At 54.1% G+C, this 14,276-nt stretch carries 13 protein-coding genes; 10 read left to right on the top strand and 3 right to left on the bottom strand.

Going from position 1 to position 14,276, the window contains the following annotated elements:
* Window positions 1-130 precede the first annotated feature (130 nt).
* A complete protein-coding gene (locus Q0775_RS11635) occupies window positions 131-1,486 on the top strand; it encodes a hypothetical protein (RefSeq protein ID WP_298860728.1) in 1,356 nt (451 codons plus the stop codon).
* Window positions 1,487-1,493: 7 nt separating this feature from the next.
* On the opposite strand, the gene Q0775_RS11630 is transcribed toward Q0775_RS11635, so the two are convergent.
* Window positions 1,494-3,224 carry an ATP-binding protein gene (locus Q0775_RS11630; protein ID WP_298860725.1) on the bottom strand — a complete coding sequence of 577 codons (1,731 nt, stop codon included), beginning with the start codon at window positions 3,222-3,224 and terminating at the stop codon, window positions 1,494-1,496.
* A 14-nt stretch (window positions 3,225-3,238) separates the two neighbouring features.
* A complete protein-coding gene (locus tag Q0775_RS11625) occupies window positions 3,239-3,781 on the bottom strand; it encodes a heme NO-binding domain-containing protein (RefSeq protein WP_298860723.1) in 543 nt (180 codons plus the stop codon).
* 437 nt (window positions 3,782-4,218) lie between these two features.
* On the opposite strand from Q0775_RS11625, the gene Q0775_RS11620 reads away from it, so the two are divergent.
* The 8 genes from Q0775_RS11620 to Q0775_RS11585 are packed head-to-tail and all read left to right on the top strand — an operon-like array spanning window position 4,219 to window position 12,871.
* Window positions 4,219-5,397 (top strand): SpoIIE family protein phosphatase, encoded by a 1,179-nt coding sequence (locus tag Q0775_RS11620; RefSeq protein WP_298860720.1) that lies wholly within the window; start codon window positions 4,219-4,221, stop codon window positions 5,395-5,397.
* Window position 5,398: 1 nt separating this feature from the next.
* Window positions 5,399-5,743, top strand: a complete 345-nt coding sequence (locus tag Q0775_RS11615) for an STAS domain-containing protein (protein WP_298860717.1) — start codon at window positions 5,399-5,401, stop codon at window positions 5,741-5,743.
* The gene (locus tag Q0775_RS11610; protein WP_298860714.1) at window positions 5,740-6,192 is read left to right on the top strand and encodes an ATP-binding protein; all 453 of its coding nucleotides are present in this window, start codon (window positions 5,740-5,742) and stop codon (window positions 6,190-6,192) included. The genes Q0775_RS11615 and Q0775_RS11610 overlap by 4 nt, the downstream gene beginning before the upstream one ends.
* Window positions 6,189-7,922, top strand: coding sequence for a DUF3131 domain-containing protein (locus Q0775_RS11605; RefSeq protein WP_298860712.1), 1,734 nt, complete (start codon window positions 6,189-6,191; stop codon window positions 7,920-7,922). The genes Q0775_RS11610 and Q0775_RS11605 overlap by 4 nt, the downstream gene beginning before the upstream one ends.
* Window positions 7,919-9,070, top strand: coding sequence for an acyltransferase (locus Q0775_RS11600; RefSeq protein WP_298860709.1), 1,152 nt, complete (start codon window positions 7,919-7,921; stop codon window positions 9,068-9,070). Before Q0775_RS11605 ends, Q0775_RS11600 begins: the two co-directional genes overlap by 4 nt.
* A 2-nt stretch (window positions 9,071-9,072) precedes the next feature.
* Window positions 9,073-10,899: a cellulose synthase catalytic subunit gene (locus Q0775_RS11595; protein WP_298860705.1), complete on the top strand. Its 1,827-nt coding sequence runs from the start codon at window positions 9,073-9,075 to the stop codon at window positions 10,897-10,899.
* Window positions 10,896-12,257 (top strand): DUF3131 domain-containing protein, encoded by a 1,362-nt coding sequence (locus Q0775_RS11590; protein WP_298860702.1) that lies wholly within the window; start codon window positions 10,896-10,898, stop codon window positions 12,255-12,257. Before Q0775_RS11595 ends, Q0775_RS11590 begins: the two co-directional genes overlap by 4 nt.
* Window positions 12,254-12,871 carry a hypothetical protein gene (locus Q0775_RS11585; RefSeq protein WP_298860699.1) on the top strand — a complete coding sequence of 206 codons (618 nt, stop codon included), beginning with the start codon at window positions 12,254-12,256 and terminating at the stop codon, window positions 12,869-12,871. The genes Q0775_RS11590 and Q0775_RS11585 overlap by 4 nt, the downstream gene beginning before the upstream one ends.
* Before the next feature lie 25 nt (window positions 12,872-12,896).
* Here the strand turns inward: Q0775_RS11585 and Q0775_RS11580 are convergent, their stop codons facing one another.
* Complete coding sequence (locus Q0775_RS11580) at window positions 12,897-13,511, bottom strand: response regulator transcription factor (protein ID WP_298860695.1); 615 nt, start codon at window positions 13,509-13,511, stop codon at window positions 12,897-12,899.
* 221 nt (window positions 13,512-13,732) lie between these two features.
* Here Q0775_RS11580 and Q0775_RS11575 point away from each other — a divergent pair, with 221 nt between their 5' ends.
* Window positions 13,733-14,239, top strand: coding sequence for a molybdopterin-dependent oxidoreductase (locus Q0775_RS11575; RefSeq protein WP_298860692.1), 507 nt, complete (start codon window positions 13,733-13,735; stop codon window positions 14,237-14,239).
* The last annotated feature ends 37 nt before the right edge of the window (window positions 14,240-14,276 follow it).

Below are 14,276 nucleotides of genomic sequence, written 5' to 3'. Positions count from 1 at the left end.
TGGAATTTAGAGCGATGTGCGGTCTGGAAGCAAAACGGTGAACCCGTTGCGAAACATAATACACGTTACTTTGGCAGCGCTGGTGCTTCCGTCTGTCGGGAGCGCGCAAAGCAATGCGCAGGGAAATCCTGTGGCAGAACCCGAACTGGTTTCCGCAGTTGAAGCGCGGACAGTTGTTGTGGATACGGCCAACCTTGCCGTCCCTTCGGCCAACGAAATTATTGTGGACCTGCCCAGCGCGCGGCATGCCTCGCGCTACCAACAAGGTGACGTAAACGGGCTACGCTATGTTCTGTTTCCGAACGGGTCGGGCAAGATCATGCGGGCAGAAGACACGCGTTCCGTGCTGTACCGGTTAAGTTGCACCACCGGCATCTCGTGTATCATTACGGGCGTTGGTGCGGCAGATGTGACTGTGAAGGCTGTCAACGCTCCCAAGCCTGCGATGCCTGTTGCGCCAGATGGTGACGCACTTGCGCGATATCTGGCTCAATGGGTTCTTGCGGGGACGGGTTCTGCGCCACAAGAACTTAAGGCTGATGATCCCTCCGTTGAACCAGCACCCGTTATCGTGACGGCCGCGCCAGCACTTGACACTGCACAGGAGGATGAGCCCGTTGAGAACGCAGCAAAAGTGTCGCCCGCTCCTGTAAACAAGATTGCCAAGCCATCCAAGTCAGCACCAAAACTGCCGGCCGCGTCGCGCAAAAAGGATAAGCCAATCTCTGTACGGGTATCCGAGGCTGCCAAACCTGTTTCGCGCACAGCCGTTCAGAACACACCAGAAGTGACGCAGAGCGCAGCACCCGAGAAGACGTTTTTCCAACGCATCAACCTTGCCTGTTCTATCACTGGGAGCGTCACGTTACGCTATAGGAACCACAAAACCGGCTCGGAGCGATTTGGCAAACCGCGTGCCAGTCTGGGGTGCGGGGCAAAGCTGAGTGAGAAACTATCGCTGCGCCTTTCCATCATCGGCTACGCAGACAAGCACGAGAAATCACCCTCGGACGCGGAATTCACATACGCGATTACATACCGTGCAACGGATAAGATTACGCTTGGCTATTCCAACTATTCTGGCCGCTTTGACAACTCGAGCAGCGCATTTGTCGACTCGCTCACCTCTGGCACGTTGCGGGCAAGTTACAAGCTGCCGCGCATCTCTTTGCCGAATGAAAAAACTATCGGCTGCTCGGCCAGCATCGGGTTGCCGAACCCCAAAGATACCACTGCGAACCTGACGTGCAGCTATGCTGTGACAGACAAGTTACGGATCAGCGGTACGGCCTATGCCTATTTCTCTGGCAAACAGGAAAGCTATGATGCGGACTTTGCCTATAGCGCAAGTTACAGGGTCAATGACGACTGGAGCGTGACCTATAGCAACTATGCCAACAACCGCTTCTTCTGGAACAGGAGCAACAGCTCGGGTGAAGGACTGTTGGGAGGCACGGTCTCCGTCTCTTACAAGTTCAAGTTCTGAACCCCGATCACAGGCAGGTGCCAAGATCGGCCAATTCTGCTATTATCAGCGTGATAAGATCATCACAGGGCTGACCTTCTCTTGCGCGGTGCTCAAGATCGCGCGCCATTTCCGCCATGTTGGTAAATCCAAGAACAAGCGATGAGCCTTTGATGGAATGAGCCTGCTCACTTATAGTTTTCGCATCTTGGGCAGCGGCAGCCACGATAACCTTGTCAAAACGCTCGGACGTGTCAGTCATATATTTTCGCACAAGGTCGACGAGTTTCTCCTCGGAAAAGATCGTCAGCATCTCGGTCACAGTGGCAGGCGCCATTCGGGAGAAAGCTTTTGCAGCGCTTGTTTCATGGGCGGCTTCAACAGGTTTGGTCACTTCGTTTTGCCCCTTGTTCCCACATCTTGTTAGCGCGGATTCCAGCTTTGACTTCAGTTCCTCAAACGGGATTGGTTTGGACAAGATTGTATCAATTCCCACCAAGGCCGCCTCGTCCTCGACAGCATCCATGACATGGGCCGTAAGCGCAAGAAAAGGAGGCATCGGCACATTGCCCCATTTCATCCGGATGCGGCGTGTGGCCTCAAGCCCGTCCATTTCCGGCATGGCGACATCCATCAAGACCAGATCAAACTTTGCAGGATCAAACATATTCAACGCGATGCGCCCATTCTCCGCAAGATGTGCAATCAGATTCATACGCTCGGCATATGTGAGCAATAGCTTTTGATTGATGATGTTGTCTTCGGCAATCAAAACGCGTTTACCAGCAAGGATATTGCTTGTTGCTTTGGGCACGTCGATTGATGCGGGTTTGGTCGCGAGAGGCGCGCCGATTTCGACGGGCAACTCGAACCAGAATGTTGACCCTTTGCCCAGCGCACTTTTCACGCCGACTGTCCCGCCGCATCCCTCAAGGATTCGTTTACAGATGGCCAAGCCCAAGCCGGTGCCTTGTGCTGCGGCAGAAAGGGGATTTGCGATTTGGGAGAAGTCCTTGAACAGGTTTTGAATGCCAACCTCCGAAATACCGACGCCGAAATCCTCGACTTCGACGCGCAAGAGTGCGCCCTTCTCGTGCGAGGCTGCGGTCGCTCTTATGATGATGGGGCCATCAGTGGAATAGCGCACTGCGTTGTTGATAAGGTTCGAGATCACTTGACGAATGCGCGTTGCATCCCCGAGAAATATCACAGGGACGCTGTCGCCTATTTCGGCTTGGATAGTTCTGTTGACGTTGATCTCGCTTGAGTTGGCCAACATGCACACACTTTCGATCAACGCGCGCACATCTACGCGTTCTTCCTCGAAGATGAACACGCCTGCTTCCATCTTGGAGAAGTCGAGCACATCATTGACGATGCGGCTGAGGCCAGTTCCTGCGCTGGCGGCATATTTCAGCAGTTCCTGCTTGCCCACATCTGTCTCGTCCATTGCCAGCAGATCGATCATGCCTAGCATACCGCCCAGCGGGGTGCGAATTTCATGGCTCATGGTGGCGACAAACCTGCTTTTTGCTTTGCCTGCGGCTTCGGCCTGCTCAAGGGCCTGCTCCAGTTCCGCAGTGCGCGCCCGAACGGCCTCTTCGAGATGGGCAGATCGATCACTTAGCTGTTGGTTTGCACGATAAAGTTCGCGGCTCTTCGCCTCCAGCAATTGCTCTGCTTCCTGACGGGCCGCGCGCTCACGCTGATAGCGTCGGCGCGATACGCGGTCATCGATATGACTTTGAGTATCGTTCATTTGCTCGGGCTGCTTTATTGGTTCAGGCGGATATCGAACAGAGTTGCATTTGTTCTGCCTGAAACGGGACAGCGTTCGATTGCGGCTGTCTCTTTATACCGCTCAAGACAGGCCTCGACCATGCCATGGCAAAACTCGACCAAAGGCCGTGGCGAGGAATAGGTGAGCTTCAAATGCTTGTCGGCAAGGCGATCTGTCTCAAATACGGGCAGCTCAGCATCGGGGTAGAGCTTTTTGACATCGACATGAATCTCACCATCGACGGCTTCGAGAAGCGAGAAACTGTCATGTTTTCCTGTGAAAAACTCAGCATAGTTTTCAGTAAAGTGGTCCATCATCCAATGACCAAACTTCCTTTGGAGCACTTCGGCGCTGATGCCGGAATGCTCGCTGAAGGCCATGACGATTTTGATTAGCTCCGAGCAGGGGTAGTTGCCCACGGTGGTAAACGCCCCGTCATTCTTGAGGTCTACTTTGTCGAGCACGAGGTCAACGACGTCTTCGCCAAACGCGTCTTCTGCCATGCTTACCAGCTCTACAAAGATCGTGCCCTTCATGTGTCGCCTCTTTTCTAAAAACCCTAACAGCCTGCGTTCGGGTCTGATGACGTATTGATCACGGGATAGCGTTACCCAGTTGTCCCGACATCTTAAAACAACATCATGACAATTTAGGGTCGCTAACGTGACACCCTCCGGCAAGGGGATTTCTCAGTTTTTTTCCCTGACTTGAATGGCGTCGGTTGACCTATAGATGTTCAACGGCGCAAAAGTCTGGCGGTTGAGTGCAATATGGTCCTGAACAGTGATGGACTTTGAATTTTTGCCACTTAATGGACAAATTCTACCTGTTTATAGAGCACTAAGATTATTTCACACGACTTAGGATTTATCCACGTGAGCATTCGACATTCAAACGGGATCAACTGGATTGTGCTCATCCTCAAGACTGGCACATTCAATGTGCAGGCGCCGAGGATTACGGGGGCGTGCTTGTGACGGATCGCCTTAAAATCATTGTCGCGGAAGATAATATCGTGCAGCGGGCCTATCTTTCGCAGCTGATCGAAACGCTTGGCTATGACGCCGTGCCTGTGGAAGATGGACGCGAGGCGTTGCAGCACGTGCGCAATTCAGACGTCCAAATCGTCATCAGCGATTACCAGATGCCCTACCTTGACGGGGTCGAGCTTACCCGTGAAATCCGCAAGCTAGAGCTGGATCACTACGTTTACATCATCATGATCACTGGCAGCGAAGAAGATGACGTCAGAAGCGAGGCCCTTGAAGCGGGTGTTGATGATTTCCTGAATAAAATGCGCAGTCCTGTTATGCTCAATGCGCGCATCCGTGCCGCAAGCCGCATGATCAGCCACGCAGGAGAGTTGGCCGAGCGTAACAGGGTGATCAAGGAATCCAGTGAGCGCATTCAAGAAGACTTACGCGCGGCAGCGGCAGCACAGCGGCGGCTGCTTCCGGATATTCAGACAGAGATGTTGGGCTTTACCATCGCATCTGCTTTTGTGCCTTCATCGTTTGTCTCTGGCGATATGTTCGGTTGCTTCCCACTCACTGAGGATACGTTCGGGTTCTACGCCGTCGATGTATCGGGGCACGGGGTGCATGCGTCCCTTTTGTCTGTTGCGATTGGCTATCTCATCACGCCCGAGTTTTTCAGAAAAACCGTACTGCGGGACGGGAAGCTGGATGATCCCGCTGCACTGGTTGCTAATTTGAACCTGCGCTTTGGCGCTTCGGACGATGACGAATATTTCACGATGTTCTGCGGCGTAATCAATACAGTGACCGGAAAAATGGATTATTGTCAGGCCGCCTACCCTTCTCCCTATTACGTTAAAGACACAGGTGAGACCCAGATGATCGGTGATGGCGGGTTTCCCGTAGGTATGTTGCCCGATGTGGAATACGAAAATAATACGATGATGATTGATCCGGGGGGTGCGATTGTCATTTGCTCCGATGCGGCACCCGAAGCCGAGAATAGAAACAACCAGCCTTTCGGCCTCGACCGTTTGCGCCAGATGGTTTCAACCCTGCCCGACACAGGCGCGCAGAATATGCCCGATCATCTTGTGCGCACACTCACCGATTGGCGTGACGGCGATACACTGGAAGACGACCTGACAGTCGTCGCCCTGCAAAGAAAGAAATAGAATGATACACACGACACAGCATGATCCCGATGCAACCGTCGTTCGACCGGGTGTTGAACGCCTAACGGCTGCAAATGCGACAGAGTTTAAGACCGAAGTCGTTGCTTTGGTTGAGGCAGGACATAGTCAGATCATCATAGATTTTGCGGCTGTCTCGTTTCTGGATTCCTCGGGTCTTGGCGCACTTGTGGGTGTGCTCAAGAAGATCGGACATCGCGGTGACCTGTTGGTTTGCGGATTGAATGGCGACGTTGACCAGATGTTTCGCGTGTGTCGAATGGACCGCGTCTTTCCAATCTACCGCGATGTTGATGCCGCTTTACAGATGCTGCGCGAGCGTCAGTGAGCCATCAAACCCACCATATGCCCAAGCAGCTTGCTGCTGTGGATCCGATTGTTGTGGCCCTGCGGTCGGAGGTAGAGCCGATTGTTTCAGACGGGACACGCTTCCGGTTTGGAATTTGTATTATTGAGGCGCTGACCAATCTGGTGACCCACGCGGCAGTGGACACATCGGAAACCGCGATAGAGATCAGGATGAACCTGAAAAACGGATACGTGAAAATCGAAATTTTCGATCCTTTGGGGGCAGCCCCCTTTGACCCGTGTAGTGCAGCTAAAAATCTATCGGAGATAGATGGAATGGCAGAGGGCGGACGAGGTATCGGGCTGATCATGGAATGTTCGGATGCGGCCCAATATGGGCCATCCGGTGATCGAAATAGCCTAAAATTAGAATTCTGGGACGCCGATGATGCGGCCAGCCCACAGTCCGAAAACGGAGCAGAAACATGATTAGAAAATCTCCCATCAAAACCGCCTTGCGCCTTGTGGCCTCGTGCATCGCGCTGACAGCGGCGACATTCGCGCAGGCCCAAGAAACCAGCGATGGCCCTCGCGCCATTACGATCCAGAATGTGATTGTGAACGGCACCGAGTACGACAACATGACGATCCGTTCGGACTCTCCACTGATCATCGACTTCGACGGTGTGGCAGGTCTGCGCCCTACGTGTGATCGTGGTGCGCGCTTTGGCTCAACGGCGCATTTTGGTCGCAACGGCGCGTTGACTGACCGTGAGTATGCGATGGCAAAGACGGCGTGGTCATATTTTACTAAGCGGTTCCAGCCCGAGACGGGTCTTGTAAATGCGGTGGGCTCCTATCCCTCCACCACATTGTGGGACACGGCATCCTATATTAGTGCGCTTGTGTCTGCCTATGAGCTGTGTGTGATCGACAAGCGCGATTTTGATACCCGCGCGACCAAGCTGCTCAACACCTTACGCAACCTTGATCTTTTTCAGGGTGAAGCGCCGAACAAAGTTTATAACTCCAAGACAGGCGAAAAAGTTAACTATGCCAACGAGCCGGGTGAAGTTGGCATGTCAGCCCTTGATATCGGGCGGATGCTTGTCTGGTTGCGCATCCTCAAGGAGCGTCATCCGCATCTGGCCAACAGCGTAGATAACGTGCCGATGCGCTGGAACTTTTGTAATCTTGTGAATGATGACGGCCGCATGTTCGGCTCGTTCAAGCGCGGTGATGGCACAACCCGTTATGTTCAGGAAGGGCGTCTGGGATACGAGGAATATGCTGCCAAGGGGTTCGCGCTGTGGGGTTTTGATACATCACGTGCCATGTCACCAGAGCCGCTGGCCTATACGACTATTTTCGATGTGAAAGTGCCCTATGACGGGCGTGATCCACGGGTATTCAAGAACCAGAATTATGTGTTGACCGAGGGGTATATCCTCGACGGTCTCGAACTGGGTTGGGACATGCCGACTGATACCGTTGATGATCCTGCAACGGCGAGCCACGGCTGGCGCGCTGAGTTTGCCAACCGCATCTATCTGGTGCAACAGCGCCGGTTCGAGCAGACGGGCATCGTCACGGCCCGCTCCGAGCATCAGGTCAACGGCAGCCCGTATTTCGTCTATGATACGATCTTCGCTGACGGGTATGCGTGGAACACGCTTGATCCGACGGGGGAGTATCAGCCCGACCGCTCTGCCATTGCGGCGAAGGCTGCTGTGGGGATGTGGGCGCTTTGGGATACGGATTATACCGACCTGCTGTTTGAAAGTGTTGCCGACCTTTCAGAGCCTGACATGGGTTTTTACGAGGGGCTGTACGAGAACGGGAACGGCTATATCCCACTGCAATCTGCTAACAACAACGGCATCATCCTCGCCGCACTTTTGTACAAGGTGCAGGGGCCGATCCTGAAAAAAGAGAACAACAACGTCCAGACATGGGACATGAAGTTTAACGGCACGGACATTCGCGACAACAAGTGCCACCCAAACCAGATGATCAAAGAGGTTGCCTGTTGTGCTTGTGCCAACCCGCCAAAAATTGATCCCGTTATTCCCGTGGAGGAGTTCATCTATTGCCGTCCTGTTCTGACAGGTGGCGAGATTGGGGCGACCGAGTGCTCAACAACGGAGCATAACCTCGCGCCGCCCAAAGTGCGCAATGTTCTCCCGCAGTCGTGCCCAATCCCGTCTGCTGACCAATGAGCGGGGGCGGCAAACCTCGTCTGCTTTGGTTTGATGCAAACCGTGTGTTTGCAGCAATGGGCGTGGTGCTGATCCACTCCTCGACCGATTTCGCAGGCCAGCCGTTTGCCAATGCCGATCCTGATGCGCGGCTGTTGCCGATCTTTTTCCGCTCGCTGGGGGAATTCTCCGGCTCGGAAATGTTCTTTATGTTCTCGCTGTTTCTTATGGCGATGCGTGTGGACAAAAAGATGCCCGCCTATGGTACTGCCATCGGACAGCAGGCCAAGCGCCTGTTGGTGCCCTTTGTCTTCTGGGTGATTTTCTATGCCTTTTTCAGAATGATCAAAGCCGATGCTTTTGGCTATGCTCCTTATATGTGGGACCAGATTACTGATGCCAAAAGCTGGGTCGGCTACTTTATCTTGGGCAAGTCACAGTATCATATGCACTTTTTGCCGACGCTCTTTGCCTTGTTCCTATTTTATCCAGTGATGCGCATTGCGACGCGGTATCCTGTGATGGGGTTTACGGTTTTGTTGACGCTGGGTGTGATGAACAGTGCACAGGCGTTTGTTTGGGGTTTGGACCTTGAGCCTGCTCTGCGCGACTATGTTATTCGCGCGCTAAAAGTATTTGGCTATGTCGGGTACGGTTTTGCCGCCTTTGCGATTTACGGGCTTTGGAAGGACGGCATTCCGCGTGGTGAATCCCGCCTTATCCGGCGCACTGCCTTCTACCTTGCGGGGCTGGCTTATGTCTCGACCATGCCGTTTTACGGTGTTGCCTATGAAACAGGCGCTTGGGGCGTGCGGGGCGGTTGGGATTTTTACGGCCATTTCCTGATGCCTATCTGCATTTTCTTCGTGTTCCTCGGGGGGCAGTTCTTGCAGTGGTCGAACCGCTGGTCCGTGCTGGCGCAATACAGCTTTGGCGTTTATCTGGTGCATCCGCTGGTCATAGACCTGTTTGATGTGGCGCTCTTCACGTCGGGTGCGTCAGGCTACATGGCGCCTTGGGCGATTGTTTTGACGCGCTATGCTGTGGCCCTTCCCGCGTCCTTTGCATTGGCGTGGGGCCTATCGAAAGTCGCTCTGCTCGCATGGACAATCGGCCTGGGTCCGACGCCGTGGGAACAGCGCAAATCCCGCAGCAAAGCGGGTGTCTAAAGATGGATGACTATTTCCTGAAGTTCGAGGACCGCAAGCCTGAGCCACCCCTACCCTATTCGGCTACGCGTGAAATGCTCTGGCAGTTTCTGGCGACAATCGCGCTGGTTGTGGGTGGTTGGTACATCTGGTGGCGGTGGGCGCATTCGCTCAACCCCGAGGCGATGTGGTTTGCTGTGCCTTTGGTGATTGCAGAAACCTGCGCCTATTTCGGGATGATCCTTTTTGTATTTAACCTTTGGAAAGATGATCCGCTCAAGATAGAGAGCCCGCCAGAGACGCTGGACGATGTGGTGCGCAACCATCCCGAAGGCGCGCGCAAAATTTCCGTCGATGTGATGTTTGCCACCTATGACGAAGATCCCGAGCTGGTCCGCCTTGGCATTCTGGATGCAAAGCGGATGACATATCCGCACCCGATAGATATTCGCATTCACATCCTTGATGACGGGCGACGCCCCGAGATGAAAGCGGTCACGGAAGCCGAAGGTGTCAACTATATCACCCGCAGCACGAACGAGGGCTTCAAGGCAGGTAATCTACGCAACGCGATGGAGCAGACCTCTGGGGACTTTATGGTGATCTGCGATGCGGATACACGCCCGTTTCCCACGCTATTGGAACACACGCTTGGCTATTTCCGCGACGAGAAAATGGCGTGGGTCCAGACGCCGCAGTGGTTCTATGACCTGCCCGAAGGGGAGCACTTGACGGACAAGCTTAAGCGGCGATTTGGCCACAAGGGTGCGCAAGTAGGCAGCGCGATCGAGCGTGCGATTGGTCCCCTTGTATATGGCGCTGACCCTTTCGTGAACGACCCTAAAATGTTCTATGATGTCATTTTGCGGCGGCGGAATTGGGTGAATGCATCGTTCTGCTGTGGTGCAGGATCCATCCACCGTCGTGAGGCCGTGATGGAAGCCGCCTTGCGCAGCTTCGGCGATAAGGTCGAGCAGCGCGCATTTGCCATTGAAGAGAATGTCACGGTGTCGAGTAAGGAGCGTGTTGTAGCGACCGAGTTGATGGCAGCGATCCGCACTGAGTCTGCGGCTACAGAAGTGCTGACCCCCTACCGCTTTCACGTCTCGGAAGATATTTACACGTCGATTGTCCTGCACTCCGACAGCGAGCGGGCATGGAAATCCAAGCAGCACCCTATCGTCGAGAGCAAGATGCTGTCACCGCAAGACATGCTGACATGGACAGTTCAGCGGTTTAAATACGCAGGCGGCAGTCTGGATATTTTGAAGAACGACAACCCGCTGTTCAGGCGTGGTTTGTCGTTTGGGCAACGGATGATGTACGGCACGACCTTCTATTCCTATCTCGCACCCCTTTGGAACATCGTGTTTCTGTTTGCACCAGTGATCTATCTGCTCACTGGCATCTCGCCTGTCGCGGCCTATTCGGATGAGTTCTTTTTCCGCCTGATCCCGTTTCTTGTAACGTTGGAACTGGCGATCATGGTAGGCACATGGGGCATTGCGGGATATGCGGCCAAAGCCAGCTATCTCGCGTTTTTTCCACTGGGCTTGAAGGCCCTGTTCGCCGTAGCCAAGGGTGAGAAGATTTCGTTCAAAGTAACTCCCAAAACGCGGCAGTCGGGCACGTTCCTTGAATTGGTCTGGCCCCAAATTGCGGTTGTTGCCCTCACCCTACTGGGAGCTATTTGGGCTCTCGGCGCACTGGTTATCGGGGACACATCACATTCCGCTGGTGGAGTGGTCGCAAATATCCTTTGGGGCTTTAACAATTGTTTGGCCATGGCAGGCATGATCGGCGCTGCAATGTGGCAACCGCCCAGCACAGATAAGGTATCTTTAAAATGAGTTTCCGCGACAACCTGATAAAAGCACGCAGTCACATCACCTTTCTTGTGGCATTGGGGTTGGGCCTTGCGCTTGTTATCTCGCTTGAGAAAAGAATAGACACCCGTAAATCCGAGGCCGTTGAAGTGACAGAACAGGCGCAAACGCTGACCGAGGCCGTGCAGTCCCCTCTCTCTATGTTTGAGGATGTGACCCCGCTGCCCTTGGCGATCACAGGGACCAGCACGCAAGAGGACCTTGATCATGCGCGGATCGCGTGGCGCTATTTCGAGAACAACACCCATCCCGAGACAGGGCTGGTCAATTCGGCGGATAAATACCCCTCCACCACGATGTGGGAAACGGGATCCTATTTTATCGCCGTGATTTCTGCCGATCTGCTGGGGATCATCGAGAAAGAAGAGGCGGAAGCGCGTATTGCGCTGGCGCTTGGCACATTGAGCGAAATGCGCTTGTTCGACGATGCCCTGCCGAACAAAGCCTATAATGTGCAGACGGGTGAATTGGTCGATTACGGCAATCGGCCTGTCGAGCGTGGCTTGGGCTGGTCTGCACTTGATATCGCGCGGATGGTCGGTGCGATGGGGCAAGTCCAAAACAGCTATCCCGATCTTGCACCGCAAATCGCTGCGGTCATGGACACGTGGGACCTGAGCCAGATGGTTGAAAACGGGCAACTCATCGGCGGCAATATCGCTGATGAAAAGCTGCGCCGTGATCAGGAAGGACGCGTGGGCTATGAGCAATACGCGGCCAAGGCGATGATGCTGTTCGGCTTTGACATGGTTAACGCATACCGCGCGGAAGATCATTTGATGGTGAAGGAAGTAATGGGCCAGCCTATTCCAGTTGATAGCCGCCTGCACCGAAATATCACGCCTGCGTTCACCGTGAGTGAACCTTATATTTTTGACGGACTTGAATTCGGGTTTGACGCACGTTCGCACCGTTTTGCGACAGCAATCTACAAGGCGCAGGAGGCACGGTTTCGCGAAACTGGCGTTCTAACCGCAGTGAGTGAATCCCACCTCGATGAGGCGCCTTACTTTGTCTATTCATCCATTTGGGGTGGTGGTGCGCCATGGGCAGTCATGACCTTTAAGGGGGAGCGTCTGGACAGCAAGCGCACAGTCACAACGAAAGTGGCCTTTGCGATGGATGCCCTGTTTGGTACCGACTACACGCGTGAATTGGTTGCTACGATTGCACCTTTGGGTGATGTCGAGCGAGGCTGGCCCGAGGGCATTTACGAGATTGATGGTAGTACAAACGGTTCTGTCACGACCAACACAAACGCAACTGTGCTGGCCGCCCTCGCCTTTCGTGCGCACGGCCCTTTGATCCAAGCGCGCCAATGAACAGACGCGCGCTCGGCTTTTTCTTTGTTTTCCTGTCGGGCGTGGGGCCCGCCGTAGCGGACCCCTGCGTCCTCGCCACGTTTGACAAGCCTTTGCAGGGCGCCAACAATGTCGTGACCCGTCATGCGGATGTCCCGTCATCCCAGTTTCCCGGCCTTTGGCAGGAGGGGGTTTTAGAAGGGTATTTCTACGCCGTTTATGGCAATGGTGAGGGAACCGTGGCGGCGGCGAGGACTGCGCCCGCTTGGGAAATAAGAATTTCCTGTGCAGCGGGGCAATTCGAATGTGCATTTACTGAGGATGGTACACCGCCCAAGGCGGCAAATCGCGTGGCCGGTGTCGTGGCCCAGTGCTTGAAGGGTAAAGCGTCGCCAAAGGATGAGCCCGTGATCCCCGAGCCTATTGTGCCATGTGGCCTTGCCACGTTGGAGGATGGAAGCGATGGCAAATTGCTTCAGCAGCTTTTAGTAATTGCAGGGGCTGATCCCGGACCTCTTGACGGGTTTGTCGGGAATGATACGCGCAAAGCGCTGGCCGAAGTTCTGGGGGCATCATCAGCGTCGCTGGGAACAGCCGAAGCGCTCACTGCATTGGACGCGTTTCTCTGCAAATAGCGCTGCGGCGCGCGGTTGAAGAAGCTCAGAATAGTCCAGCTTCTCGCGCGATAAGGGCCGCTTGGGTGCGGTTAGCGGCGTCGAGCTTTCGATAGAGCGTTTTCATGTGCAGCTTGACCGTAGGTTCGGTGAGTTCGAGATCGCGGGCGATTTCTTTATTCGACTTCCCCTCGGTCAGTCCTTTTAGCACCTGCAACTCCCGCTGTGTCAGCTTTTGCGCAAGCGGATGTTCGGGGCTCTCCTCGACGGCTGTCATAAAATCGATGGGAGCGTACTGCTCCCCCATCGCCATAAATTTGACCGCGTTGATCATGGATTTAGCGGGCAGTGTTTTAGGGACAAAGCCTGCTGCTCCTGCTTCTAACGCCTGCTCGGCGATCTCCTTTGTGGCCTCACCAGAGAGCAGCGCAACCCGCTGCCCATCTTTCATTGCGATTGTCTGCTTTAGCCCATCAAGGCCGTTCATGCCCGGCATATTAAGGTCGAGCAGGATCAAATCGAAGCGTGCTTCGCTATCAATCAACTTATGGGCACCGAACAAATCGCCAGCCGTGCAAGTCTCGATATCGCCCTGCGCTTCTAGAAAAAGGACCAGTGTATCGCGTAGCAAATCATGGTCGTCTGCAATCAATACGCGCATCACGGCCTCCTGTATTGCCTCTACCTTTAGCGTTACACTTAGACGTTTTTACAGTGCAATGGCAGCACAATAGTGGCGACCCTCGCGTTTTCGCCCGTCAGGGGGATGTGGTACGGTTATTCATATAACTATCCGAAAGGATAGGAACCTATCCCCCTGCTACGGGTGCGCCAACCGAGAATATCCTATACCAAGGGCAGAAATGTAAAAAGGATGACCCGATGTTGCGCAATACTCTTCAAGCGATCTCAATCACACTTTGTATGACTGTCCCAGCCTGGGCCGGAGATATGGTAACACCAACGGGTGAGGTTATGCTTAGTGTGTCGGGCAATCTGAACCAGACGAATGCTGACGGGGCAGCCCTGCTTGATCTCGAAATGCTGCAAGCACTTGATCAGACAATAATCGAGACTTCCACAATCTGGACAGAGGGGAAGCAGACCTTTGAGGGGGTCTCCCTTGCTGTGTTGGTAGAGGCGTTGGGCATTACGGGCGGGACTTTGCGCGCCACTGCAATCAATGACTACACTGTTGAAGTGCCACTGACCGATGCTGTTGAAGGGGGACCCATCGTAGCATACCGCCTCAATGGCGAGACGATGTCTGTGCGCGATAAGGGTCCCCTCTGGCTCGTGTATCCTTATGATGACAACTCCGATTACCGTACCGAAGTCGTCTATTCGCGAAGCATATGGCAATTGGATCGCATCGAGGCCGTAGACTGAGTTTTGATTGCGGCGCAAAGCTGATACTTTGCCTCAA

This window comes from uncultured Sulfitobacter sp., assembly GCF_947499945.1.
GTDB lineage: Bacteria > Pseudomonadota > Alphaproteobacteria > Rhodobacterales > Rhodobacteraceae > Sulfitobacter.
Note: the sequence above shows the minus strand (reverse complement) of the source record. Positions and strands in the feature narration are given on the sequence as shown.